This window comes from Niallia yueguangensis (genome assembly GCF_052663115.1).
This window is the reverse complement of sequence record NZ_JBQTCX010000002.1, coordinates 147,444-171,259: the sequence shown is the minus strand read 5'-3', so window position 1 is coordinate 171,259 and position 23,816 is coordinate 147,444. Positions and strand designations below refer to the sequence as shown.

At 36.4% G+C, this 23,816-nt stretch carries 18 protein-coding genes and 3 pseudogenes; 5 read left to right on the top strand and 16 right to left on the bottom strand.

Annotated features, from left to right (window positions below):
* Positions 1–74: 74 nt before the first annotated feature.
* Together ACTYA4_RS02475 and ACTYA4_RS02470 are read right to left on the bottom strand one after the other, a co-directional pair.
* Positions 75–1,748, bottom strand: a pseudogene (locus tag ACTYA4_RS02475) (alpha-glucosidase).
* A 24-nt stretch (positions 1,749–1,772) separates the two neighbouring features.
* Positions 1,773–3,944, bottom strand: coding sequence for an alpha-galactosidase (locus tag ACTYA4_RS02470; RefSeq protein ID WP_445505465.1), 2,172 nt, complete (start codon positions 3,942–3,944; stop codon positions 1,773–1,775).
* A gap of 259 nt (positions 3,945–4,203) precedes the next feature.
* Between ACTYA4_RS02470 and ACTYA4_RS02465 the strand changes: the two genes are divergently transcribed.
* Positions 4,204–4,455 carry a hypothetical protein gene (locus tag ACTYA4_RS02465; protein ID WP_443482051.1) on the top strand — a complete coding sequence of 84 codons (252 nt, stop codon included), beginning with the start codon at positions 4,204–4,206 and terminating at the stop codon, positions 4,453–4,455.
* Between the two features lie 50 nt (positions 4,456–4,505).
* Here the strand turns inward: ACTYA4_RS02465 and ACTYA4_RS02460 are convergent, their stop codons facing one another.
* Complete coding sequence (locus ACTYA4_RS02460; RefSeq protein WP_443482050.1) at positions 4,506–4,928, bottom strand: MerR family transcriptional regulator; 423 nt, start codon at positions 4,926–4,928, stop codon at positions 4,506–4,508.
* Between the two features lie 218 nt (positions 4,929–5,146).
* Between ACTYA4_RS02460 and ACTYA4_RS02455 the strand changes: the two genes are divergently transcribed.
* Entirely contained in the window at positions 5,147–6,268 is a 1,122-nt protein-coding gene (locus tag ACTYA4_RS02455) for an NADH-dependent flavin oxidoreductase (RefSeq protein ID WP_445505464.1), read from the top strand.
* A gap of 90 nt (positions 6,269–6,358) precedes the next feature.
* On the opposite strand, the gene ACTYA4_RS02450 is transcribed toward ACTYA4_RS02455, so the two are convergent.
* On the bottom strand, positions 6,359–6,532 hold the full coding sequence (locus ACTYA4_RS02450) for a Fe3+ hydroxamate ABC transporter substrate-binding protein (RefSeq protein ID WP_443482048.1): 174 nt from the start codon (positions 6,530–6,532) through the stop codon (positions 6,359–6,361).
* 91 nt (positions 6,533–6,623) lie between these two features.
* Here ACTYA4_RS02450 and ACTYA4_RS02445 point away from each other — a divergent pair.
* A pseudogene (locus tag ACTYA4_RS02445) lies at positions 6,624–7,351 on the top strand (amino acid permease); the annotation flags it as partial.
* A gap of 67 nt (positions 7,352–7,418) precedes the next feature.
* Here the strand turns inward: ACTYA4_RS02445 and ACTYA4_RS02440 are convergent.
* Both ACTYA4_RS02440 and ACTYA4_RS02435 read right to left on the bottom strand, forming a co-directional pair.
* Positions 7,419–8,021, bottom strand: coding sequence for a hypothetical protein (locus ACTYA4_RS02440; protein WP_445505463.1), 603 nt, complete (start codon positions 8,019–8,021; stop codon positions 7,419–7,421).
* A gap of 151 nt (positions 8,022–8,172) precedes the next feature.
* Positions 8,173–8,871 carry an ArnT family glycosyltransferase gene (locus ACTYA4_RS02435; RefSeq protein WP_443482046.1) on the bottom strand — a complete coding sequence of 233 codons (699 nt, stop codon included), beginning with the start codon at positions 8,869–8,871 and terminating at the stop codon, positions 8,173–8,175.
* A 451-nt stretch (positions 8,872–9,322) separates the two neighbouring features.
* Between ACTYA4_RS02435 and ACTYA4_RS02430 the strand changes: the two genes are divergently transcribed.
* Positions 9,323–9,697, top strand: a complete 375-nt coding sequence (locus tag ACTYA4_RS02430; RefSeq protein WP_443482045.1) for a hypothetical protein — start codon at positions 9,323–9,325, stop codon at positions 9,695–9,697.
* Between the two features lie 290 nt (positions 9,698–9,987).
* On the opposite strand, the gene ACTYA4_RS02425 is transcribed toward ACTYA4_RS02430, so the two are convergent.
* The 8 genes from ACTYA4_RS02425 to ACTYA4_RS02390 form a co-directional block, all read right to left on the bottom strand.
* Positions 9,988–10,275, bottom strand: a complete 288-nt coding sequence (locus ACTYA4_RS02425) for a hypothetical protein (protein WP_443482044.1) — start codon at positions 10,273–10,275, stop codon at positions 9,988–9,990.
* Between the two features lie 286 nt (positions 10,276–10,561).
* Entirely contained in the window at positions 10,562–11,809 is a 1,248-nt protein-coding gene (locus tag ACTYA4_RS02420) for an amidohydrolase family protein (RefSeq protein WP_445505462.1), read from the bottom strand.
* 47 nt (positions 11,810–11,856) lie between these two features.
* Positions 11,857–13,188, bottom strand: a complete 1,332-nt coding sequence (locus ACTYA4_RS02415; RefSeq protein ID WP_445505461.1) for an amidohydrolase family protein — start codon at positions 13,186–13,188, stop codon at positions 11,857–11,859.
* Between the two features lie 2 nt (positions 13,189–13,190).
* Positions 13,191–14,186 (bottom strand): ABC transporter substrate-binding protein, encoded by a 996-nt coding sequence (locus ACTYA4_RS02410; protein WP_445505460.1) that lies wholly within the window; start codon positions 14,184–14,186, stop codon positions 13,191–13,193.
* A gap of 81 nt (positions 14,187–14,267) precedes the next feature.
* Complete coding sequence (locus ACTYA4_RS02405) at positions 14,268–15,116, bottom strand: ABC transporter permease (protein WP_445505459.1); 849 nt, start codon at positions 15,114–15,116, stop codon at positions 14,268–14,270.
* Between the two features lie 18 nt (positions 15,117–15,134).
* Positions 15,135–16,472 (bottom strand): FAD-binding oxidoreductase, encoded by a 1,338-nt coding sequence (locus tag ACTYA4_RS02400; RefSeq protein WP_445505458.1) that lies wholly within the window; start codon positions 16,470–16,472, stop codon positions 15,135–15,137.
* Between the two features lie 16 nt (positions 16,473–16,488).
* Entirely contained in the window at positions 16,489–17,292 is an 804-nt protein-coding gene (locus ACTYA4_RS02395) for an ABC transporter ATP-binding protein (RefSeq protein WP_443482038.1), read from the bottom strand.
* 204 nt (positions 17,293–17,496) lie between these two features.
* Positions 17,497–18,321 (bottom strand): creatininase family protein, encoded by an 825-nt coding sequence (locus ACTYA4_RS02390; protein ID WP_443482037.1) that lies wholly within the window; start codon positions 18,319–18,321, stop codon positions 17,497–17,499.
* Positions 18,322–19,116: 795 nt separating this feature from the next.
* On the opposite strand from ACTYA4_RS02390, the pseudogene ACTYA4_RS02385 reads away from it, so the two are divergent.
* A pseudogene (locus ACTYA4_RS02385) lies at positions 19,117–20,453 on the top strand (IS4 family transposase).
* A gap of 481 nt (positions 20,454–20,934) precedes the next feature.
* Here ACTYA4_RS02385 and ACTYA4_RS02380 read toward each other — a convergent pair.
* Both ACTYA4_RS02380 and ACTYA4_RS02375 read right to left on the bottom strand, forming a co-directional pair.
* Positions 20,935–22,356: an 8-oxoguanine deaminase gene (locus ACTYA4_RS02380; RefSeq protein WP_443482036.1), complete on the bottom strand. Its 1,422-nt coding sequence runs from the start codon at positions 22,354–22,356 to the stop codon at positions 20,935–20,937.
* A 100-nt stretch (positions 22,357–22,456) separates the two neighbouring features.
* Positions 22,457–23,770, bottom strand: a complete 1,314-nt coding sequence (locus tag ACTYA4_RS02375; protein ID WP_445505457.1) for a nucleobase:cation symporter-2 family protein — start codon at positions 23,768–23,770, stop codon at positions 22,457–22,459.
* Positions 23,771–23,816: the final 46 nt, after the last annotated feature.

The window sequence follows — 23,816 nt, the reverse complement described above, 5'->3', positions numbered from 1 at the left end:
TAGAAAGCAGCATCCGATTTTTACATAAACTTTAGAAACAAGTTATCAACCTTCGAGGATCCCTTTGACCAGAATTATCCAATCTCTACGATAAACGCTTCGCAAGGATTTAAATCACTAGCTAAATCCTTACGTTCGGTATTGTTTTTAATGATGAAGTTTATTTCCCTATTGCCAACAAGGGAGCAAACTTCTTCGATGCTTCTTGATTGTTCCGAGAAGTTGGCCACAACAAACCAAGTTTTTTCTCCTTCAAAACGTTTGTAAACGAAAAGCTCTTCATCATCAGCAAGGAATAATTCAAACTCTCCATCTCGTAAAATAGTCGTTGTATGACGAAGTTTGATCAAGTCTTGATAGTATTTAAAAATAGATTTTTCGCTTGCACGATCTTTTTCTACATTGATTTCTGGATAGTTTGGATTTACCTTAAACCACGGTTCAGCGGTTGAAAATCCCGCATGAACGGAGTCATTCCATTGCATCGGTGTACGTGCATTGTCACGGCTGATTTTATGCACCGCTGCTAAGAAGTCATCATGGCTCATCGTTTTTTGATTTAATACGAAATGCTCATAATTCCCGCGTAGTTCAATATCTTCATATTCTTCTAGCTCAAATTTTGGATTGGTCATCCCAATTTCTTCGCCTTGGTAGACATACGCTGTTCCTTGAAGACCATGAAGTACTGTTGCAAAAGCAGTCGCACATTCATAGCGGTAGTTTGTATCATTACCCCAGCGAGAAATGACACGCGCTCGATCATGATTTTCGAAATAAAGGGCGTTCCAACCTCTGCCGCGAAGCTCTATTTGCCAGCTTGCTAAAATCTTCTTCAATGCTGGCAAATCACGTTTCTTCGTTGCCCAACGTCCATTCACGTCGCCATGAACCCGGTCAACATGCATGTGTTCAAACGTGAAAATCATGTCAAGCTCTTCGCGTTTTGGATCAACTAGCAGGTGTGCATCATAAGATTTCGCTGCCGGAGATTCTCCAACTGTCATCATATTTAGAGGCGTTAACACTTCCTGGTTCATTTCGTGAATGAATTCATGCATGCGAGGACCATTTTGCTGATTGCTTGTTGAATAGGGACGCTCGTTATCCGGGAAGCTTTGGTCTTTCGAAATAGACGTAATGACGTCCATTCTCCAACCATCAACCCCTTTGGATTTCCAGAACCGTATCATGTCATAGATGTATTGACGCACATTTGGATTTTCCCAATTCAAGTCGGGCTGTTCTGCTGCATAGTAGTGAAGATAATATTGTCCACGTTCTTCATTCCACGTCCAAGCAGAGCCACCGAAGCTGCTTCCCCAGTTATTCGGCTCGCTGCCGTCTTCTTTTGCATCCTTCTAGATATAGAAGTCGCTGAAGAAATTGTCTTTTCCTTTGCAGCTTTCTTTAAACCAAACGCAATGGTCACTCGTATGGTTCGCCACAAAGTCCATAATAATCTTCATCCCACGTTCATGAGCGAGGTCAATTAATTCATACATTTCTTCGTTGGTACCAAACATTGGGTCAATTATGCGATAATCCGTAATATCATACCCATTATCCACCTGTGGAGAAAGGTAGACTGGACTAATCCAGATTCCATCCACACCCAACTCATTAAGATATGGGAGTTTTTCTTTGATGCCTGCTAAATCTCCAATTCCGTCACCATTTGTATCTTTAAAGCTCTTCGGATAGATTTGGTAAATAACCGCATCTTTCCACCATTTATTGAGTTCCATTTCTCTTCCTCTTTTCGATCATTGTTATTGTTTTTCAAAAATCCATTGCTGTGCATAAAAATCATGTGTTACGCGTTCGATTTGAAGACCGACGCGCATCAGTTCATCCCCATCATACACTTTATCTGTTCCTTTTAGTTTGTATTGTCCCTGTTTTGAGAGACCAGCTAAACGAAGTCGTTTACTTGGTGAATTCGCCTTCGATAAAATTTGAGTGTAGCCAACTACGACACGCCCATCATCTACATGTTGCCAAGCAAAGGCATTATCCTGTTCAATCGTTGACAAATGGGTAAATGTCCCAAATTGCACAGTCAGGCGAATTTCTTTATAAAGCGTAATTTGCTCCTTGACTTCACTTTTCTCTTCTTCCGTTAATTTTGTAATATCTAACTCATAGCCGAAGTTTCCTTGCATCGCGACAATCCCACGAGTTTTAAGGGAGGTTGCTCGTCCATTTTGATGGTTTGGACTCGCAGACACGTGGCAACCCATCGACGCATTTGGGTAAAGATAACTCGTACCTTGTTGGATTGCTAGACGCTCAATCGCATCCGTATCATCACTCGTCCAGGTTTGCGGCATGTAATACGTCATTCCAAGATCGAAGCGACCACCACCACCTGCGCAATTTTCAAATAAGACATCTGGAAAGGCTGAGGTAATCTTCTCCACTATTTCGTAAAGACCTAGCATGTAACGGTGATAGACTTCTCCTTGCTGCTCTTCCGGCAAGTAGTTTGAACCCACTTCTGTTAGGCTGCGGTTGAAGTCCCATTTCACATAATCTACGCCCACTTCTTTAAACAAATTGATAAATGTGTTTATAAGATAGTCGCGTACTTCAGGATTTGTTAAGTCAAGCACATATTGCTTCCGTGAGAGCGAGCAAAGGCGTCCTTTCACCTCAAGTGCCCAATCTGGATGCACACGGAATAATTCACTATCTGGAGAAATCATTTCCGGCTCTACCCATAACCCAAACTGTAAGCCCAACCCTTTGATTTGATCACGGAATGGACGTAGACCATTCGGGAATTTTCGTTTATCGACAAACCAATCCCCAAGCGAAGAGGAATCATCATCCCGTTTACCAAACCAGCCATCATCTAAAACGAAAAGCTCAACACCTAAATCTTTTGCCTCTTTAGCAAATTCAAGCAGCTCTTGTTCCTTTAATCCAAAATAGAAAGCTTCCCAACTGTTAATTAAGACCGGACGTTCCTTGTATTGAAAATTCCCTCGTACTACATGCTTTTGCGCAGCATTCTGGAAGATTTGTCCCATCTTCCCAAGTCCACCGTTCGTGTAAACAAGTACAGCTTCAGGTGTGACAAAGCTTTGCTCTGCTTTTAGGTTCCACTCGAATTGTTCCGGATTCAAGCCAATTTGAAGGCGCGCTGCTTCTTGCATATCGACATCTACGGTTGCTGCAAAGTCGCCACTATAAACCAAACTCATCGCATATACTTCCCCAGTTGTTTCCGTTGTTTCTGGAGTAACAAGCGCGATAAATGGATCATGTTCATGACTGCTTTGACCACGGCGAGTCGCTACAGTTTGACGATTTTGCGTTAATGGGGTGCGATGCAAATGGCGTTCACGCGCCCATTTTCCACTTAAGTGCACAAGGTCATAATTCATGTGTGGAAGTTCCACGCACGCAGAATTCAATTGCTGAATAAGAACCGTTTTACTGCCCTCATTTACTAACTCGACTTTTCGTGTAATCACATCGCTTTCTACAAAGACAGTGTAATATTGTCTCATAGTAAGCTTTTGATAGGCATCAATTAAGGTAATTACTAAGGTTTCTGCTTTCTCATCGGTTAAACAAGGCTGTCCAGAAATCGCCACATGCCCTTTCATTTCCTCATAATCTACATAGCGAAAATCACTAATACGTGCTCCGTCCCTATGTTTCAAAGTCATGCTTGGACTTCGTAAATCTGGGTTCCCGAAAGATGGGTATTCAACTGGCAAACGTTCCAGTTTATATTCAGGAATCCCATCCGCGTCCGCTATGTAACTGGCACGTTGAATCTCAGACACATAATAATCCAAGAAGGTAGTTTCCAGTCTTTCTCCCCAATATAGATGGAGAAGATGCCCTTGTTCGTTCGCTTGCAGAAGATAACTAGTATTATTGGTTTGTAAATGAAAGATTCGTTTTTCTTTATTCATCTTGATGGTCATGATTTCCTCCAATTGTTAAATAAAAGACTTATATTCCTAAACAATCTGAGTTGTACAGAAGAATGAAGACAGAAACTTCTCGTCCCTGCCTCCTAATCCAAAACTTAGGCAATTCCTAATACAGAAGCAATGATGCCAAATACGATAACACCCAACTTTCATTGAGCTTTATAAAGAGGCTAAGAGCTTAAAAGAGGAGCTCAATCGGAGAAAAGATGACGTCGAGGAACTAAAAAAGAAAAACGAAGAGATCCGACAATTGCAGGAAAAAGTAAAACATTATGAACAATTGTACAATCAGCAAATGGTTTCAAGTGCCTTTTCTCATCTTCAGTCACAAAACCAGGTGAAAGTTAATTTGATTCAGTTTGATCACAAGAACAAGAAACATACAAGCTTGGAAAATTTGGAAACCCTTTTTGAACCGGAAGAATCTAATACGGCTGAAAAAAATACAAGCCTTTCTAAAATGGAAAATAGATTTAGTAATATATTTAAAAAGGACCGTTAGGTCCTTTTTTGGTTACTTCTTGAACAAACGCCCCCGTTAGCGTAAGTACATTAATTCACAATCTTATTTTCCAGACCATGACATTTAAAGTTATAATTAGGATTTTTCCTAACCTCTTCTTTCTGAAGTTCATACATGGCTATTTTATAGTTTATTTCTTCCAAGTGTTTTAAACTTTCTTCAATTTTCTTCTGCACTTCCAATTTATGCTGTATCAACATTTCTTCTCTTTGCAAGAAGGTATGATTTCCTACTTCATAAAGTTCCTTATATTCTTTTATTTTAGAAAGAGGCATTCCTGTCTCTCTAAGACAACGAATAAAAGAAATCCAATCGATATGTTGTTCGCTATAAACTCTACGACCTTTTTCATCACGAGTTACATTTGGCAGTATCCCTTGCTCTTCATAAAATCTAAGTGTCTTTGCAGATATATTTAAGTTCTCCACTACATATTTCATTGAATACAACATTACTTATCCCACCTTTAGTTACAGTTACTGTAACTAAAAATATATCATAAAGGAGAAATAAAAACAAAAATCCTTTATATAATCATATAAAAATTAACACTTGACTTACCCTTGCGTTAACCAATTACACTAAAGTAGAACTTCTAATAGGGATAGTTGTAACGGCTCAGTCAGATTAACTCAACATTAGAAGAATATTCGATAGAGAGGTTAAAGAAATGAATCAAAAATACAGTAGGTTATTTGAATCCTTCACATTCAGAAGTGGAATAACAATTAAGAATAGAATCGTTATGGCACCTATGACAACCTGGTCAAGTAATGACGATCTTACCATTTCGGATGAGGAAGTAAAGTATTACAAACAAAGAGTGAATGGAGTAGGACTCGTCATTACAGGGTGTACTCATGTTACTCCTAATGGGCAAGGTTTTACGAATGAATTTGCTGGATACAATGATGAATTTACTCCAAGTTTACGAAAATTAGCTGATGCAGCGAAAAGTGGAGGCTCACCTGCGGTACTTCAGATTTTTCATGCAGGTAATAAAGCCCTGCCTGGATTGGATGCAGTTAGTGCGAGTGCATTGCAACCCGAAGTTACTAATTTAGGTTCAACTTCAGAAACAAGAGAACTTTCACATGAGGAGATCTTGTCGATTATACGTGCTTTTGGCGACACAACAAAAAGAGCGATTGAAGCTGGATTTGATGGCGTTGAAATTCATGGGGCTCATGGATTTTTAATTCAAAATTTCTGGTCACCAGCTACCAACCAGCGGACGGACCAATGGGGAGGATCACTTGAAAATCGTTTGCATTTTCCATTGGCGATTATTGAAGAAATTAAAAACGTAATTGAAAAACATGCTACAAAACCATTCATTTTAGGATACCGATTTTCACCTGAAGAATCCTCCAAAGAGGACGGATTACGTATGAAAGACACGTATGAATTAATTAATTTCCTTGTTGAACAGGATTTAGATTATATACATGCTTCATTAGATAATGTGTCTTCAAAACCAGTAGATAGTCAAGATGAAAAAACACGGCTTGAATTGATTCTTGAAAAAGCAAACGGTAAGGTACCTGTGTTGGCTGCTGGTTCGATAGTAACACCAGATGATGCTCTTAAAACTATGGAATTAGGATTGCCGTTAGTCGCCATTGGGCATTCGTTAATTATGAACCCTGATTGGGTTGAAAAGGTCGCAAATGGACGTGAAGCCGAGATCGCTTCTGAGTTGAATGTTACGAAACTAGACCAGCTTAATATTCCAGAAAAACTATGGAATGTTATTCAAGCAATGCCAGGTTGGTTTAATATTGGTAAATAAAGAAGTAGTCCTATGGACTACTTTCTTTATTCTTTACTTTTAAATATATTGAACTAACCTGCTCCTTTACTACAATAAGAAGAATGTTTGTTAGGTAGATTTCTTATTAAAGCATTCTTCACAAATTAATTGCCCTTCATATTGTATAAAGGCCTTTATCTCGGTCATTCCTTTTCTCTCTGGATACCGCATTTTAACAAAAATGACTTCATTCCCTTTTATTTCTTTATCACAATAAGAACATTGGGGTTTAATTTTAAACATATATGTCCCTCCGAATCTATCTACATATAAATACTACGAACATCTATGTATAAAGTTCCTTATTTTACTAAACTGCCCCGTTAGTGTAGGCGGTTTAGTTACAGCTATGTTAGTCGTTATTTATTCTTATGGCGGAACAGAATTAATTGGCGTGACATTAGGAGAAACGAAAAACCCGGAAAAGGTCATACCAAAAGCTGCCCGCGGTACACTAACACGCATCGTCGCTTTCTATCTACTGCCATTCTTTATCATTGTCAGCCTTATTCCTTGGAATCAGGTAAATAAGGCAGCAGAAAGCCCTTTTGTTACGGTTTTTGATTTATTAGGCATCCCTTACGCAGCTGATATGATGAATGGTGTTATTTTATTAGCACTGATTTCATCTATGAATTCTGGATTATATGCATCATCTCGCGTTATTTATACACAAGCAACTGATGGCAGCATTGCAAAGATATTCAGCAAATTATCAATAAGAAAAGTACCAACCTATGCCATTTTACTATGTACTTCTTCCCTTTATATCGGTGTACTTATTTCTATTATCGCAGGGGAAAATACATTTAATTACTTAATGGTTCATTAGGCTACACCGTTCTTTTCATTTGGTTAATTATTGCTTCGGCCCATTTTAAATCAAGGATGAAGCAGAATAGTAGTGAAAAAGGGAGATTTCCAATCACGACACTTATCGCCATTATTTTCCTATTGGCTATTTTGGTTGGGGTTATTATGACAACAAAAATAATCATCACCTTGATTACACTCGTAATTTATTTAGTGATTACTGCTTTTTATTTTAGGAAAAAGAAATAATAACGAGATAATAACAAGGTGCCTGGCCCCCGACGCTTTAAAGCGACAGGAGCCAGGCTAAACTAATTTATCGACCCACTATATAATCTTTAGGACCCTCCACAACTATTGTTAATTTTTTTGTTTTTATTAATTCAGTAGTTTCTTTGTTTTTCGGGAGCAGCAGCAGCGCATCTTGTCTTGTTATAAATTCTTTGTAATTACCATTCTTTACGTGAAGGTCTCCAAATAATTCTGCCGCCAAGATTTTACTTTGAGACCAACCATTTTCATAAATATATATATCATACCCATAATATTTTTCTTTAGATTCTAACTCTTTTAGTACCTCTTGGACATCGGGTAAGCGCATATTTCGTATGTTATGTAGAATTTCCATTTCATATTTACAAAAGGTAAAAATAATCATAAACACGACCATAATGTTTAAAAAACCATTTTTGCTCGTTTTTATTATTTTACTAACAAATATACCTATCAACAACGCCATTACAGGATAAAGAGGCAGTATATACCATCTTAGCTTTGTTTCAGCAATGGTAAAAACAGAAAATGGAATGATAACCCATAAAAGAATACCAAAAGTATATTCTTTATCTGCTCTTTCTAACTTATTATGGGAACTCAAACTAAAAAAAAGAAGAATCCTGCAACTAGCAATAGAAGCCAAAAGAAATACTCTACTTGAAATATATTAACATAATACCAAATATCACCTGTATGACCTTCAAGCGACTCTGAAGACCGTCTTAACAGATCATATTCAACCATCGTTTTAAAAAATCTTACACCATCATAGTGGTATCTAATAATAACCCAAGTTAAGATCGGAAAAAAATAGAAAATAAAAATATAAACCAGGTTTTAATGTTCCATTTTAAAATGTTTTTTGTAAATAGTAAGTACATTCCTACAATAATAGCTATACTGCCAGCATGCCAGCTTTTTGTAAGAAAAGCGAGGGAGAACAGAAATCCAGATAAATAAAGCCACTTACCATTCTTTTCTATCAAGAGTAAACAGATGATGGAAGAAGCAAAAAATAGATTAAACAGGGAATCGGCATCTCCTGTTCTCGATGAATGTTCAAGAATAAACGGTTTGCTGGTCATAAGAACAGCAGCTGTAACGAAGGAAGCCAGGCCTCCATGCTTGTATTTTACAAAAAGCGATATAACGATTATTAATAAAAGAGCACTAATTGCGGATTCCAGCCGCAGTCCCAAAGGGTTAAATCCAACTATTTTGTAGCCTAGCATAATGGACCAAAAGTTGATAGGCGGCTTTAGACTCCAATAATCTGGCTCATATCTAAAGGTATTTACGATATAATTTCCTGTTTGGAGCATTTCATAAGCGCTAATACCATGCCTAGATTCATCCCAATCCTTGATAGGAGCAATATTTAAATGGAAAAATAGATTGATGCTGGCAACCAATAAAATGATAGAAAAAAATATAAAGTAATATTTTTCAAGAAAACATACTATTTTATTCAATATATTATTTACTTCGTTCATTTTCTATTACTTCTCCAATTTCTTTTACCAAAATTTATCCATTCGTTTACTATGTACACCGTTCTATTCTTGCTTTCGTCAAAAATAAGGGCTAAATCTTTTCCACCTATTTTTGATTTGTCTATCCACGATGAAAGAGATTATTAACTTTTTATTTACCAATCTAGACATATAGTCGTGTTCATAACCATTTTACATTTTTCTAACTATTCGTCACCCAATAATTGGTATTTTTTACAAACTTCATAATTTTTACTTATTATTTTTACAAAATCTTAACAGGCAGTGGGCCCCTAATGCTTTAAAGTATTCCCACAGCGAGGCTCCGAAAGTTTACCCAAAAATTCTTTTACTCTATCATCGTCGCAAAACACAAACTTCGGATCGTAATGTGACGTAGAGTTATATATTATACTTAATTGTGATTCACTATTTCCAAAAAGATTGTTATATGATAAAAAGAAAGATTTTAACAACATGTATTACATTTGTTATTTCCACCTTTTTTATTGCAATTTTTACACCTCCAAGTTCTTTTTTGGCTGATGAAAGTGATTTTTTTAGTAATATTTTAATTTCTATGTTGTATGTAGGTCTTGCTGTTATATTATACGGTCTACCTGGCTCTTTATTAGTAGAAATTATTACAAAAAAATTTAAAGAAGCAAGATTATTTTTTGCCTTTGCATTCCATTTGATATTGGGGATAGCACCAGTTTTATTTTTATGGTTTCTAACTTTTTATTCTATAGGAATTTCGTGTGTATTCTTTTTAGTAGATGAAGCCTTAAGATATACACTAGATAAAAAATCCCGAGATAAATAATTATCTCGGGATTTTTTATCTTAATAAGACGTAGTAAATTTTCCATTAGTGTACGTTGGAAATAAATATTTGAATCCTTGATTTTTAAATGTGCGTGAAGTATTAATTAGGTCATCACAAAAAAATGAATATAGAAAAGAAGGAAGCTTAATAAACTAGCAGTTGCACTTCTAACCTATCAATCTTCGACAAATCTCGAGGTACTTCGGGGGCATCACTGTGACCTAAAGTTTAAAGAAGCCAACAAGATCCATTGTCAGCTCCTTTCCTAATCTTCTTTTCACTATTGCTCATGATTCTGAAAATCCATTACGAAATCCTGTGCTTGCTGCAATTTCTGTTGTGCCTGCTGAACATCCTGCTGCAATTCTTGAAGTTCCGAAGTTTGGACGCTTTACAGCTGCTTTTGGGCATGTTGTACTGCCTACTGTGCCTGCTGCATTTCTTGCTTGACCTATTGCCTGTTGTCCTTGCTGCTTTTGCTGCTGTCTTGATGCTTGTTCGACTGCTTGTTGAGCTTGCTGTACTGCCTGTGGTGCAGCTTGTGGTAATGGTGATGGTTTATTCTGTGATGTCATAAAATAAAGCCTCCTGATAATTTCACTTAAAATAAACTTAATAATTATGCACTTAATAGCTTTCTTTATGCTATCGTTTCCATCTAAATTTGGAAAAACCTTTATTCTCCGTGCTTAAACGAACACAAGTCACCACATATTTATCCACTTCCACTGATACTGCGAATTCCAAAAGTCAATCTGCTGCTCCATTTTAATTCGGCCACTTTCTACTTGCCTTTGATACAAACTTTTTATTTCCCCTTCTTTAATTTTTGTTTAATATTTTTCATCACTTCTTTTTTCTTTATATCATTGATTGTGTCCATTTTGTTTTTTCAGGCTCTGTTTCGATCAGAACTTCCCCGTTCTTAAATACATATCTGCATTTAGGCTGACGAAAGAAAAGATCCCTAATATTCTTTACAGGGAAGGAAACGAATGTAGCTGGTAATCCTATTTTTATTCCATATGTCTCTTTAATAGAAAATGCATCCGCGCCATTAGACGTTATCATATGATAGATATGAGTTAATTCTTCACTTCCTGTCATATGGGCTAAATGAATCGCCATATGGGCTGCCTGTAGTATATTCCCATTTCCAAAAGGATAAAAAGGCGTTTGTATGTCATCATGGGCGATGCAGACATTTATTCCTTCTTCTGTTAACTCTTTAATTCTTGTAATACCTCTTCCCTTCGGATGGGCATCCATCCTTGCTTGCATAGTACTATTAATCAAAGGGCAGCATACAATAGTAAGCTTTGCTTTTTTCACTAGTGACATAACTTTTTGCGCATACGCATCTGAATAATAAAGCAGGGCATTTGCATGGCTAGCGGCAACTCTTCCCTCCATCTGCTCTTTTATCGTTATACTTGCAACTACTTCTAAAAAACGAGAATGTTCATCATCAGTCTCGTCACAGAAAATATGTACGTCCTTCCCATATTCCTTTGCCACTGAAAATGCAAATTCCAAAGATTTTACTCCATCCTCTCTTGTATACTCAAGATGTGGAACAGCACTTACAGCATCAGCGCCTCTTTTTACTGCTTCGATAAGTCTTTCTCTATTAGCAGAACAGGAAATCAACCCATCTTGAGGAAAGGCAATGACTTGCAAATCAACAAAAGGCTGAAGTTGTTTTTTCAAATCCAATAGTGCAGTTAATGCCGTTAAATTGGGATCAGAAATATCAACAGCAGCTCTAATATGCAATACACCATATTCCATAAGCATTTTTATAGCCGCAGTGGCTCTTTTTTTTACATCATCCTCCCTTAAAGATTGCTTTAGCTTTAACCAAATTTCAATTGCTTCACTTAAGGTGCCGCTATTATTAGAAGTTGACTCCCCGGCTGTCAGCACTGTATCTAAATGTGTATGCATTTCTATGAAAGGAGGCATGAGTAAATTTCCGTCTAAATCAAATTCTTCCTTTCCAATAAGCTGCTCTGTTGAAATAGATGCAATGACACCATCTATAATACCGATATTCAAAAGATCCTTTTGAAATGGCAGCTGAGCATTTTTTATTACTTTCTCAAACATATATTACACCGAACCTTTCTGAAATATATCTGTTTTCAAGCAAAAACCTAGTCTTTCCCTATTACACTTGATAAATGGTGTAAACGTTCATTTTCAAACCGATGATCAGAAAACATGCAGCTTATCCATTCACCATTATGAAAAACCACGCGAGTAGGAGACAGATTTGCAAAAAGATCATACATATCTTTTGCGTCAAAAATAACAAAGCTAGCTGCATTTCCTTCCTTTATTCCGTATCTTTGCTCATTAAATAAAAATGCCGGTGTACTTGTCATCATTTTCAAAACGGCTAAGAGCTCTTTTTCACTTGCTAAGTGAGCGGTATATGCAGTCAAAAGTCCAATCTGCAGCAAATCGCCTCTCCCAAATGGATGAAAAGGATCATTGACATTATCGGAGGCTGTTGCAAGCATAACACCTCGTTGAAGCATCTCTTGCACCCTTGTAATTCCTCTGCGAATTAGCCCTTTATCCCCTCTTCCCTGCAAATACATATTTGCTCCAGGCAATGTAGCTGCACCGATTTGCTGAATTGCCATATCTTCTATTATTTTAAATGCTTTCATCTCTTCCATTGCCGCTAAAGAACACAAATGTCCTGTCATTACTCTTCCTTGAAAATCCCATCTTTTTGTATTTTGAATTATCTGTTCAATTGTACAAACATTAGGATTATCCTGTTCATCCACATGCAAATCAATAAATTTATGGTGCTTTACAGCAAGTTGGAATAAATAGTCAATATCTTCTTTTGCCTTTGGCGACAAATGAGGTGCACCGCCAATACCATCAATCCCGTAAGATATTGCTTCCTCGATAATTTCTAGGTCCTCTCGGCTTTTGGATGAAATCTCTGAAAACATTGGGACAATTTGCAAGTCAATAAATGGTTTCATCAATTCTTTCGCTTCGAGAACTGCCTGTAAATTGCTCAACGCAACCTTCGGCGAAACATCCAATTCAAAATTCACATGTGTACGAATACGAGTAGTTCCATAGGATAAGGATTGAAGCGCTGATTTTATCACTCTATTTTTTATTTCTTCATAAGTAAAAGCAGCAGCTTTTTGACTATAGTTTAAAATAGCCTCTTGCAAGGTCCCTGATTTATTAGGAACCATTTTGAGAGAAAACGCTTTATCTAAATGGGTATGGATATCAACAAAAGAGGGTAGAATTACCCTCCCCTCCAAATCTACCTTTTTTTGACTCTTCCAATCCATCGTAAAGCCTTTAGAAAATTTCGGGATATTTAATATCCTTTTTTCCCCTTGTTTCTTTACTTTAGAAAAAACTCCATCCTGGATGGTGAGTGTATAGAAATGTTGACTGTCTAATATTGGAACGCTAACATTATATAATTGGATTTCTTCCATAATTATTCCCCTAGATATTTAGTTGTATATAGTTTTGACACATCTTCCTTCTTTTTAATGATTCCTAAATCTATTAGTTCCTCTTGAAGTTTTGTCCAACGTTCTTTAGACATATATCCAAATCCATGTTCTTTTGCATCACCGCCGAAGATTAAGTCTTTTTCGGTTTTTGCTCCATATTCCATTACATCTAAGGATAAATCTGGATTTTTTTCTTTTAAAAATGGATTAATTTCATCCGAATTATCACGATAATAATTCCATCCTTTAACAGTCGCTTTCATAAAGGATTCAACAAGCTTCGGTTTGTTTTTCAAAACATCTTCTGTCGTAAATATAACGTTCGCATATGTTTCAAAACCAGAATCATGAATATATAGGTAATTTGTTTTCACACCTTTTTGATCCAATACAAAAGGTTCAGAAGTTGCATATCCTTGTGTCACCGAATTTTTGTTATCAATAAATGTAGATAAAGAACCTGTATATGCCATATCTTTTACATTTAAATGATACTTTTTCTTAATATATTCCCAATAGCCGCTTCCTGGAGCAGTATAAACCGTTTTTCCTGCTAAATCTGAAAAATCTTTTACAGCTCCTTTATGAGAAATAAGAACTTGTGGGCTTTTTTGGAAGATCGCACCGATTGCAACTAATGGTATTCCTTTCTCTCTAGCAATTAAAATATCTTCCGCTTGCGTATAGCCAAACTCCGCTTTTCCAGATGCTACAATTTGAGTGGAAGATATTTGCGGGCCTCCTGGCTCTACCGTCATATCAATTCCTTCTTCTTTATAAAAGCCTTTTTTCAACGCTGCATAATTTCCCCCATGCTCCGGCTGAGCAAACCAGTTTGTAACTAACTTTGCTTTTTCCAATCCGTCGCTGGTCTTTGTTCCACTTGTCTTATCACTATTTCCGCAAGCTGCAAGCATCAGTATCGCAGAAGCTATTAATACCATCCCAATTCGTTTTCCCGCTTTCCATCTATCCATCAGCTTTTCCCCCAAACTTTTTTGGTAATTTTCGAATTAATGCGTCTTTTCTATTTCTCTACTTAAAAATACCTTCATCTTTTAATTATCACGTTTCATTTCTGATTCATGCCAAGATCCAAGCACCCATTTCGAAAACAAATTTACTACTAGGAAAAACAATATACCTAAAATACTAGCAGAAATCCCACAAGCAAATAAAAAGGGTGTTTCCATTTTAGTAGAAGCAACAGTTATGGCATAGCCTAAGCCCCCATCTCCTCCGCCTATTCCTGCAATATATTCCCCAACGATAGCACCAACAACCGCTAGCGTACAGGATATTTTCAAACCTGCCATTATATAGGGAAGGGCAAAGGGTATACGGACCTTCCACATAATTTTCCAATTGGAAGCTTGATATAAATGTAAAAGATTAATCATCCCTCTATCAGTGGCATTCAAGCCAACCAATGTATTGGAAAGCATCGGGAAAAACCCAATTGTAAATGCAATAATAACAATTGCATTTGCACCGGATCCGAACCAAATAACGATGATGGGTGCTATTGCAACAATCGGAATTGTTTGCAGTAGAATAGCATACGGATATAAGCTTCTTTCTAAAATTTTGGAGCTAGCCATTAAAATCGCACCAACAATTCCACCAATAACACTTAAAAGAAAACCAATGATAGATTCGGAGATTGTTCTAAAAACCGCATTTCTTAAATTCTCGCCATTTTCTATTGCTGCTGTTAAAATATCGGTTGGTTTTGGAAGCAAATATGGTGGGATTTGAAACCACACCGTACCATATTGCCAAATAAACATAAACAAAATAAACACAAGAACAGGTGGTGTCCAAACATTTAAAATTTTCAGTGAATTTTTATTACTTTTAATTTTAACAGCTTGAAATTTCGTCAATCCTTGTCGGGCTTGTTCCATTTAGCTCCCTCCTTTTTTTTAATAAGCCTCTGTTTCCTGTTTTACCGGAATTTTCCCTGGGTTTAACAAATCATAAGGATCATTTTCTTTTTTCTTCTGCAAAATTTCTTCCATTCTTAAATTATATCCACCAAAGCCTAGCAAATAAGTATGGGGATCGTTTATTTCTACTCCAACACTTCTGAAGTAATCAATTATTTCATATAATCTTTCTTTTGACTGATAAATTAATACAGGTAAGGAAGCTGCCGTAATTTCACCTTTTATCTTTATATATTCAAAATGAAATTGTACTTCATTCCCATATTTCTCGCGTATCGCATCCATTTGTTCAAAAATTTGATCTACTTTAAAGCGTGCTTGTAAATAAGTCATGTTTTCACCATGTTTATGCGCCCATAATGTCGCATGATTCCACGTAAAATCAGATACTTTCAACCCTCTATGATATTTACTAGCAGGAATTGTAAAATCAATTGTCCCAGCATATTTCTGTATCAATTGCTTCAGTAATTCCCTTGATTTTTCTTCTAATTCCAACATGACAATCGACTTATTGGGCTGTAAATATTCTTTTAAACCTTGAAAATGAGTTGGAATTGGCCATTCACATACAGATACAAGACGTTTCGTTGCTTCTTCTATATGTGCTAACTCGTCTGCAAATTTAATTGCTTCCTTAAAAGTATGAAATGACACAATATGCTGTTCCCATTCTGTTCGATTCTCTATTGGCAAAACTGCTTCCAATACGATGCCAGTTGTACCATAGTTATGTATATATTGTTCTATTTCTTCTCCAGCTACATCAAATATTTGCGGTTCTTCTTCAACGGTCATTACCGTTACACCTAAAATGTTTTGATCCCATAAATTGCCCCATCTTATGGAGCCGATACCTCCGGATCCCCCACAAAGAAATCCTCCAACTGTTGCAGTCATAAATGTACTAGGAAAAATCCGCAATTCTTTTCCTTGTGCACGCAGATTCTTTTCTAACACACCTAGCTTCATTCCGGCTTGTACACGAACTGTTTGATCAGTAACCTCCAATAAACGGTTTAGCATCGTTAAGTCAAGTACAATTCCGCCTTTAAGAGGGATAGCTTGTCCATAGTTCCCTGTACCTGCTCCACGAATAGTGACCGGAACTTTATGATCTACCGCAAAAGCTACAATTTCTTTCACTTCATCCATAGTCGTTGGCTTCATAATGCAATCAGCAATCTTTTCTTTTAACTCTTCATAAAGAACTGGTGAATACCAATAATAGTCTTTTGATAAACGTTCCTTTACATTTTGACTGACAATTACTTTATCTTCTCCCATTAATTCCATTAATTTTTCCAGCCACATATTTAACCACCACCACCTAAAATTTTAAATAATGCGAAACTTTTGCTGCAATATCACTAAACTTATGATCTGTTCTTAGTTCTGCTTCCCTTGGAAAAGGAAGATCTACAGCTACCATATTTTCTACTTTTCCAGGACTAGGTGTCATTACTGCTATTTTTGTAGATAAATAAACCGCTTCAAATACATTATGGGTAATAAATAAAACAGTCATTTTTTCTTGCTCCCAAATTTTTAATAATTCTGCTTGTAATTTTTGTCTCGTAATTTCATCTAGCGCACCAAAAGGCTCATCCATTAGTAATAATTTTGGTTTAGCAATCAGAGCTCTTGCTATCGAAACCCTCATTTTCATTCCACCGGACAGTTCTCTTGGAAGTGCTTTCCTGTAATCTTCGAGTCCTACCATTTTTAATACTTTTTCAGCCATTTCACGCTTTTCCGCTTTCGGAATGGGACGAAATTCTAACGGAAGCATCACATTATCCATCACATTTCTCCAAGGAAGCAAGGTTGCATCTTGAAAAACAAAGGAAACATCGGTACTTTCCTTTTGCGCAAGACGTGGGCTTGTCCCCAAAATTTGTAGCTCTCCTTCTGTATGCTCAATTAATCCTGAAATCATTTTAAAAATCGTGGACTTTCCACATCCTGAAGGACCAACAAATGATACAAACTCTCCTTGCTGAATATTTAAGTTAACATTTTGCACAGCTGTTTTTCCATTTAAATACACTTTATTGACATTTTTCAAATGAACAATATTCCTATTACTTATCTGTTCGACGTCTAACACGGAAAGGTTTGAACTTGGTTTCAATGAATTCTCCTCCTTTTTAAAATGTCTCTGTTAAATTTCATTGTTGATTTTTGAATGGTCAGGGGAATCTACTCGCTTTCTGCGGACGAACCGGCAAGCCTCCTCGCTCGTACCCGTCTGAGCTGAGGTCTTGCCAGCCCGTTTTTTAAGCAGGAGTCTCGTAAATTCCCTTCCCAAAAACAACATTATCGTTTAAAAGAGCATTTAAAATAGTTGCAAAGTACTTTTAACGGTTGAAATGTTAAACCGAATCATTTCTTTTAATGCACTAGCTACTTGCTGACTAACAAGAGCATTGATTTTCCTTCCTTTTTCAATTGTAGCGCTTGCTGCATCTCCTGCTACACCTGTATTGGAAATATCATTCATTACCCAGGCAAAATAGCTTGACCCTTTTAAATATAGATGCTTTGTATCCTCCGGCAAGTGTACAAATTCAGTTGGACTTAAATCCATATTTACCCAAGATTCTTTTAATGCCAAAATCATGGAAGTTTCTACTTCCCCTGCATGTATGCCAAATTTTTGCTCTTTTTCAGAAATAAGTGAATCAATAACGGAGTAGTCAGGATTTAAACGAAAAACCGTTAACCCTGTTTCAATCCGAATATCTCTTGAAATCATATTTAATAAATCGTGATTGCCACCGTGTGTATTAAAAAGCAACAATTTCTTAAAACCACTTTGCTGCACACTCTTCGCAATATCAGTAATAACCGCTTGCAATGTGGAAGCAGACAATGTAATCGTACCTGGCATTCCTAAATGCTCTGTGCTTTTTCCATATGCAAGAGGCGGAAGCACCCAGATATTTTCCTCTTCTGGAAGCATCTCTAATGCTTGAACTAGAAGTCCCTCCCCTATTAAAGTATCTGTATAAATAGGTAAATGGGGACCATGCTGTTCGATAGCACCAACTGGTAGGACAACTACTACATCTTCCTTTTCTAAAACCTCTACTTCTTTTGTAGATAATCTTGGTAAAAATCTTTTTTCAAAAGCATGTCCAGAATAACGATTGTGTAGCATTCTTTCCTCATTCCTCCCGAAAACGTTTTTATTTTTCCAAAATTTTAATAAAGCACCTTACGCATAACATATTAAGTTATTTTTTCTAACATCATCACGTTATTAATGATAATAAATAGAAGTTAAATATTCATCAGCTTATATATCTATTTATTTTTTGAATTTTTGTACATTTTAAACAAAGGATTTACAATTCGTGTAATATATTCTTACACGCCCCCCCTTTAAAAGAAGCATCGTAATCATAGTGAATCACGATTGTCAGGTTTCAGCCAAAACCATCATAGACATATAGAATGGTATTTTACTTGTAATGTGATTCATTCCGCCTACACTTCACTCTCTATTGATCTACTTGTGAAAGAATAAAAAATTATTATTACAACTTTCTTCATCTTCTACAAATATAAGTGCGGACAGTGGTCACAGTGCTTAGCCATGATTAAATTAGATACTTCATGTGCAGTGAGATGGAAATGAAAATGGAGAATTACTGAGGAGTTGATTGCATCAAACTATCGATTGCAGGGAAGTCATGTTGAATGGACAACAACACTCACTTACACTACATACCTGCTACACAAAATATTGAAATCCTTCTTCTTTTTACTAACTATACCTAAAAATATTGTAACAAAAGAAGTAACAATGTCCTCCCAATAAAGAAAAATCATGCAATTTGTCTTTATTGGGGGTCTGACCCACATGCCCATCAAGCTAACGAAACGAATTTCCCCCAAAATGAAAAAAACGTTATTCTTTCAGTAAAATACTTGAAAAGGATGACGTTTTTTTATGAACCTCTCGCTTTCTGAAGAACTATATCTATTCTCACAAGAATTACAACGTTTTCTATCTCCAATCGTCCTACAAGAAGTCGCTAGCACATCGCTTACGCAACTATGTAGTCGATTAGAGGCTTCGACGGGCGTGCTCATGAGCCCAGAAGGATTGAATCAACGCTTTAATCCAGCAGCTGTCGCATTTCTTCGAGAAGTCTTTACTTCTCTTCTCACAAAAAAACTCTGTTCCAATCAATCGCTTTCTGCACACATGATGTCTATTTTCAATCGGATTCGTATTTTAGATGCGACGGTGTTTCAGTTACCAGATACCTTCGCCACTGACTATCAAGGTTCAGGCGGAAGTAGTCATACTGCGGGAGTGAAGATTCAACTTGAATACGATTTACTCAGTAGTCAATTTTTAAATGTGCAGCTTGGGCCGGGAAAGAACAATGATAAAACATACGGTACCATTTGTCTTGAAACCGTTGAAAAAGGAGACCTATGTTTGCGAGATCTCGGTTACTTCGATTTAAGTGATCTACAAGCGATTCACGATAAAAAGGCTTACTATATCTCGCGGTTGAAGCTGAATACACGCATTTATATCAAAAATCCCGAACCAGAATACTTCAAAAATGGCACACTGAAGAAACATACGGAATATATTCAGCTTGATATGGACCAGATGATGTCTGAACTACTACCAGGTGAAACGATTGAAATTCCTGAGGCGTACATTGGGCAAAATCAAAAGCTGCCAACGCGTGTCATTATTCATCGTTTAACCGACGATCAAACGCTAACGCGTTTGAAAAATCAAGCAATACGTGAAAAGAAAAAGGGTATTGTCATGAAGGATAAAAGTAAGCGTTTGATGGGCATGAATGTATCATCACGAACACATCGCCAGAAGAAGTGCCGACTAACTTCGTGCATGCCTTGTATTCACTACGTTGGCAAATAGAGATTTTGTTTAAAACATGGAAGTCGTTCTTTGAAATTGATGAAAACATCAAAAAAGAACGTCTTGAATGTCATTTGTATGGCCAACTCATTGGCATTCTCATCTGTTCCTCTACGATGTTTCAAATGCGACAGTTTCTACTCGAAAAGCAGAAGCAAGAACTGAGCGAATACAAAGCCATTTATATGATTAAGGATTACTTTCCGTTACTGTTCCAAGCAACGGCAGTTGACACAGATGAACTCTTGGCGATTCTGCATCGCCTCTATCAATTGCTTAAAAAGAATGGTCGTAAATGTCATCGTTACAAAAAAATGACCGTCTTCGATATTCTTGGTGTTGTCTATGAAACGACGTTGAATAACAGACAAGCTGCCTAGCGAAAAAATCACATTTTCATAGGTTTATTTGGCATGTTTATTTTTCCAAAACTCATTAGTCACAGTACAAAAATCAAGGTGTAGCTAGGGTTTCTCACCGTTAGCTTGATGGGCATGTTGCGGTACCCCAAATAAAAGTAACGAAAAAGAATGATAAAAAAGATTAATAAATCTGATTTTTTTGTATTATCATACTATTATTCACCGTTTAAAATTTTGATCTATTACTGATCGGAAGGAGTGAGGGCAATGAATATTAAACAATCTATCTTAAATAACTGTTACCCTCAATCATTTGTTTTTATTATTAATGTTTTTTATTTCTTAAGTAAGGAAGTCCTCTCTAAATTTCATATTATTCGAACATTTGTTAAACTTTTTTACAAAGATTCTTCTTATTCTTTTAGGTTTGTAGGTGGATATCGCAAAAAATATGAGATTACCTAAGTCTACCATATATTATGCAACAGTGTTTTCACACTTATATTAATGATTTTCTAGGTTGACTTTTTCTATAGTTTATTTTTGTATGTCTTTCAGCAAGCTCCAACATTCTCGTTGCTGCTACCTGAGCTTTAATAGCCAATTGTTCTTCATTAATATTTACAAGCCTTCCTTCTTTCACTACTACTTTTCCCCCGACAATGGTAGTATCAACTTGTGAAGTTCCAGTTAATATAGGTAAAGAAATATCATCAAATAAAGCACCTGCAAATTCCAATCGATTAGTATCAATCATAAATAAGTCCGCTGCTTTCCCAACTTCTAATGAGCCGATTCCGTCTTCCCAGCCTAGAATCCGAGATGAGCCTCGTGTTGCTACATACAAACAATCCTCTGCACTTAAAGCAGTCGATCCATGTTGTAGTTTATGAAGTAAGTTCAGCACCTTTAACTCCAAAAGCATACTAGAGGCATCGTTTGAAGCGGAACCGTCGACTCCTAACCCCACTTTGACACCTGCTTTTAACATCTTCTCAATTGGGAATGTTCCTGACGATAATTTCATGTTACTACTTGGACAGTGAGCTATTCCACATCCACATTGCCCAATTTTTATAATCTCATGATTATTAAACCAAATGCCGTGTGCATACCAAACATCATTCCCTACCCATCCAGTTTCCTCCATCAACTCTAACGGTCGTAGCCCTAATTTTTCTATACAAAATTGATCTTCATCCACAGTTTCCGCTAAATGCGTATGCATCCTTACACCGTAGCTTCTTGCGAGAGCTGCTGATTCTTTTAATAAGTCTTTACTAACTGAGAATGGTGAGCAAGGAGCAACTCCAACACGTAACATTGAAAATTTACTCGAATCATGATAGGTCTCAATAACTCTTCTAGTATCTCTTAATATTGTTTCTTCATCCTGTACGACTTCATCTGGTGGCAAACCTCCATTTGACCTACCAAGACTCATCGATCCTCGCGTAGGGAAAAAACGTATGCCCAAATCATTTGCTGCATGTATTTCTTCATCAATTAATTCTCCACTTATCGAATTAGGAAATACGTAGAAATGATCTGAAGCTGTTGTACAACCACTTTTTAATAATTCTCCTAATCCTACCATAGCACTTAAATAAACATCCTCTGGTGTAATATGACGCCATATATCATAAAGAGTGATTAACCAGTCAAACAATTCGACATTTTGAGCTCTCGGGATATTTCGTGTAAAAGTTTGATATAAATGATGATGTGTATTTATTAAGCCTGGAAAAATTATTTTTCCTCTTGCATCAATTACTGTATCAGCAGTTTCATATGGAATATCTATTCCAATAGCCCTAATCTCTTGACCTTCTACATAAATACTCCCACCTGGATAAAGGTTTTTATTATCATCCATTGTTATAATGTTTCTCGCATTTTTTATTAATAATGTTTTTTTCATCAAATCACCTTCTATTTATGTTACTTTATCTAAAAGAACAATAAATTTCCTTTTCTATTTAATATAAAATACTGTTTTCACCATTTTAATGGATCGTTTTTTAATAATGTGAGAGTTCAGCCATTTTCATTTTTTGTTCAACTCTCTCTTTCTTATTCAAGATGATATTTAAAAATAATAGAGTTAAAGTACCCATCACGATTCCGTTACCTAAAACAAGTCTTATCGTTTCAGGAAAAGCATCAAATGCATGAGGAATGGCATTAATACCTAAACTAATCCCTAAGCCAACTGCCACAATAATTTGGTTTGAAGCTTTTAATAAATCTGCTTTTGACAGGGTTTGAATCGAAACGGTTATAAGCATGCCAAACATAGGAATCATTGCACCACCTAGAACAGGTGCAGGAATGACGATCGCTAATGCTGCAATTTTAGGAAAAATACCTATAAGGATTAACATGATACCTGCAACAGCAACTACATATCGATTTGTTACCCTCGTCAATGAAACTAGTCCAACATTTTGAGTAAAGGAAGTATGGTTAAAGGAATTAAAAATTCCACTGAAAATAACGGCTATCCCTTCTGCATGTACCCCCTTCTTTATTTGTTCTTCTCCAATTTTTGTATAACAAACCTCACCTAATGCTGTGAATACCCCTACACTCTCAATCATAATAATAATAGCTATCAAACTCATAATAAGGATAGAAGAAAGATCAAATGTAGGCATTCCAAAATAAAAAGATGTAATTGGCACAAACCACTCTGCATCACTAACAGCTGATAAATTTACTTTTCCAACCAAATAAGCTATGAATGTTCCTGCCAACATAGAGATCAATACGGAAATTACCTGTAAAAAGCCTTTTAATAATGTATTGCAAACGAGAAAGGTGAACAAAGTCACTATAGCTAATGTTAAATTTTCTAAGGATCCAAAATCCTCTGAGCCTACACCGCCAGCAACATAATTCATGGCTACAGACATTAATGAAGCACCAATAATTAATACAATTGATCCAGTAACTACAGGAGGAAAGTATGGAATAATCTTACTGAAAAAGCGACTTAATATAGTGACGACAATGCCTGAAACAATGACAGCCCCAAATACACCTTGAATACTATGAATTTGTCCAATCGCAATAATTGATTCTACGACTGTAAACGAAATTCTCATCATTACAGGTAATTGTATACCTACGCCTTTTCCTCCTATTACTTGAATTAATGTGGCAATTCCACAAGTAAATAAATCAAAGGATACTAAATAGATAAGTTGCTCTTGCGTTAAGCCAATTGCTGGTGCAATAATTAATGGAACTGCAATTGCACCACCATACATCACACACATATGCTGAAACCCTAGAATAATTAATTGACCAATACTTAATTTCTCGCTTTTCAATTGAATCAGCCCTTTCTTATAATTCCGTTAAACTAGATAAGATGTA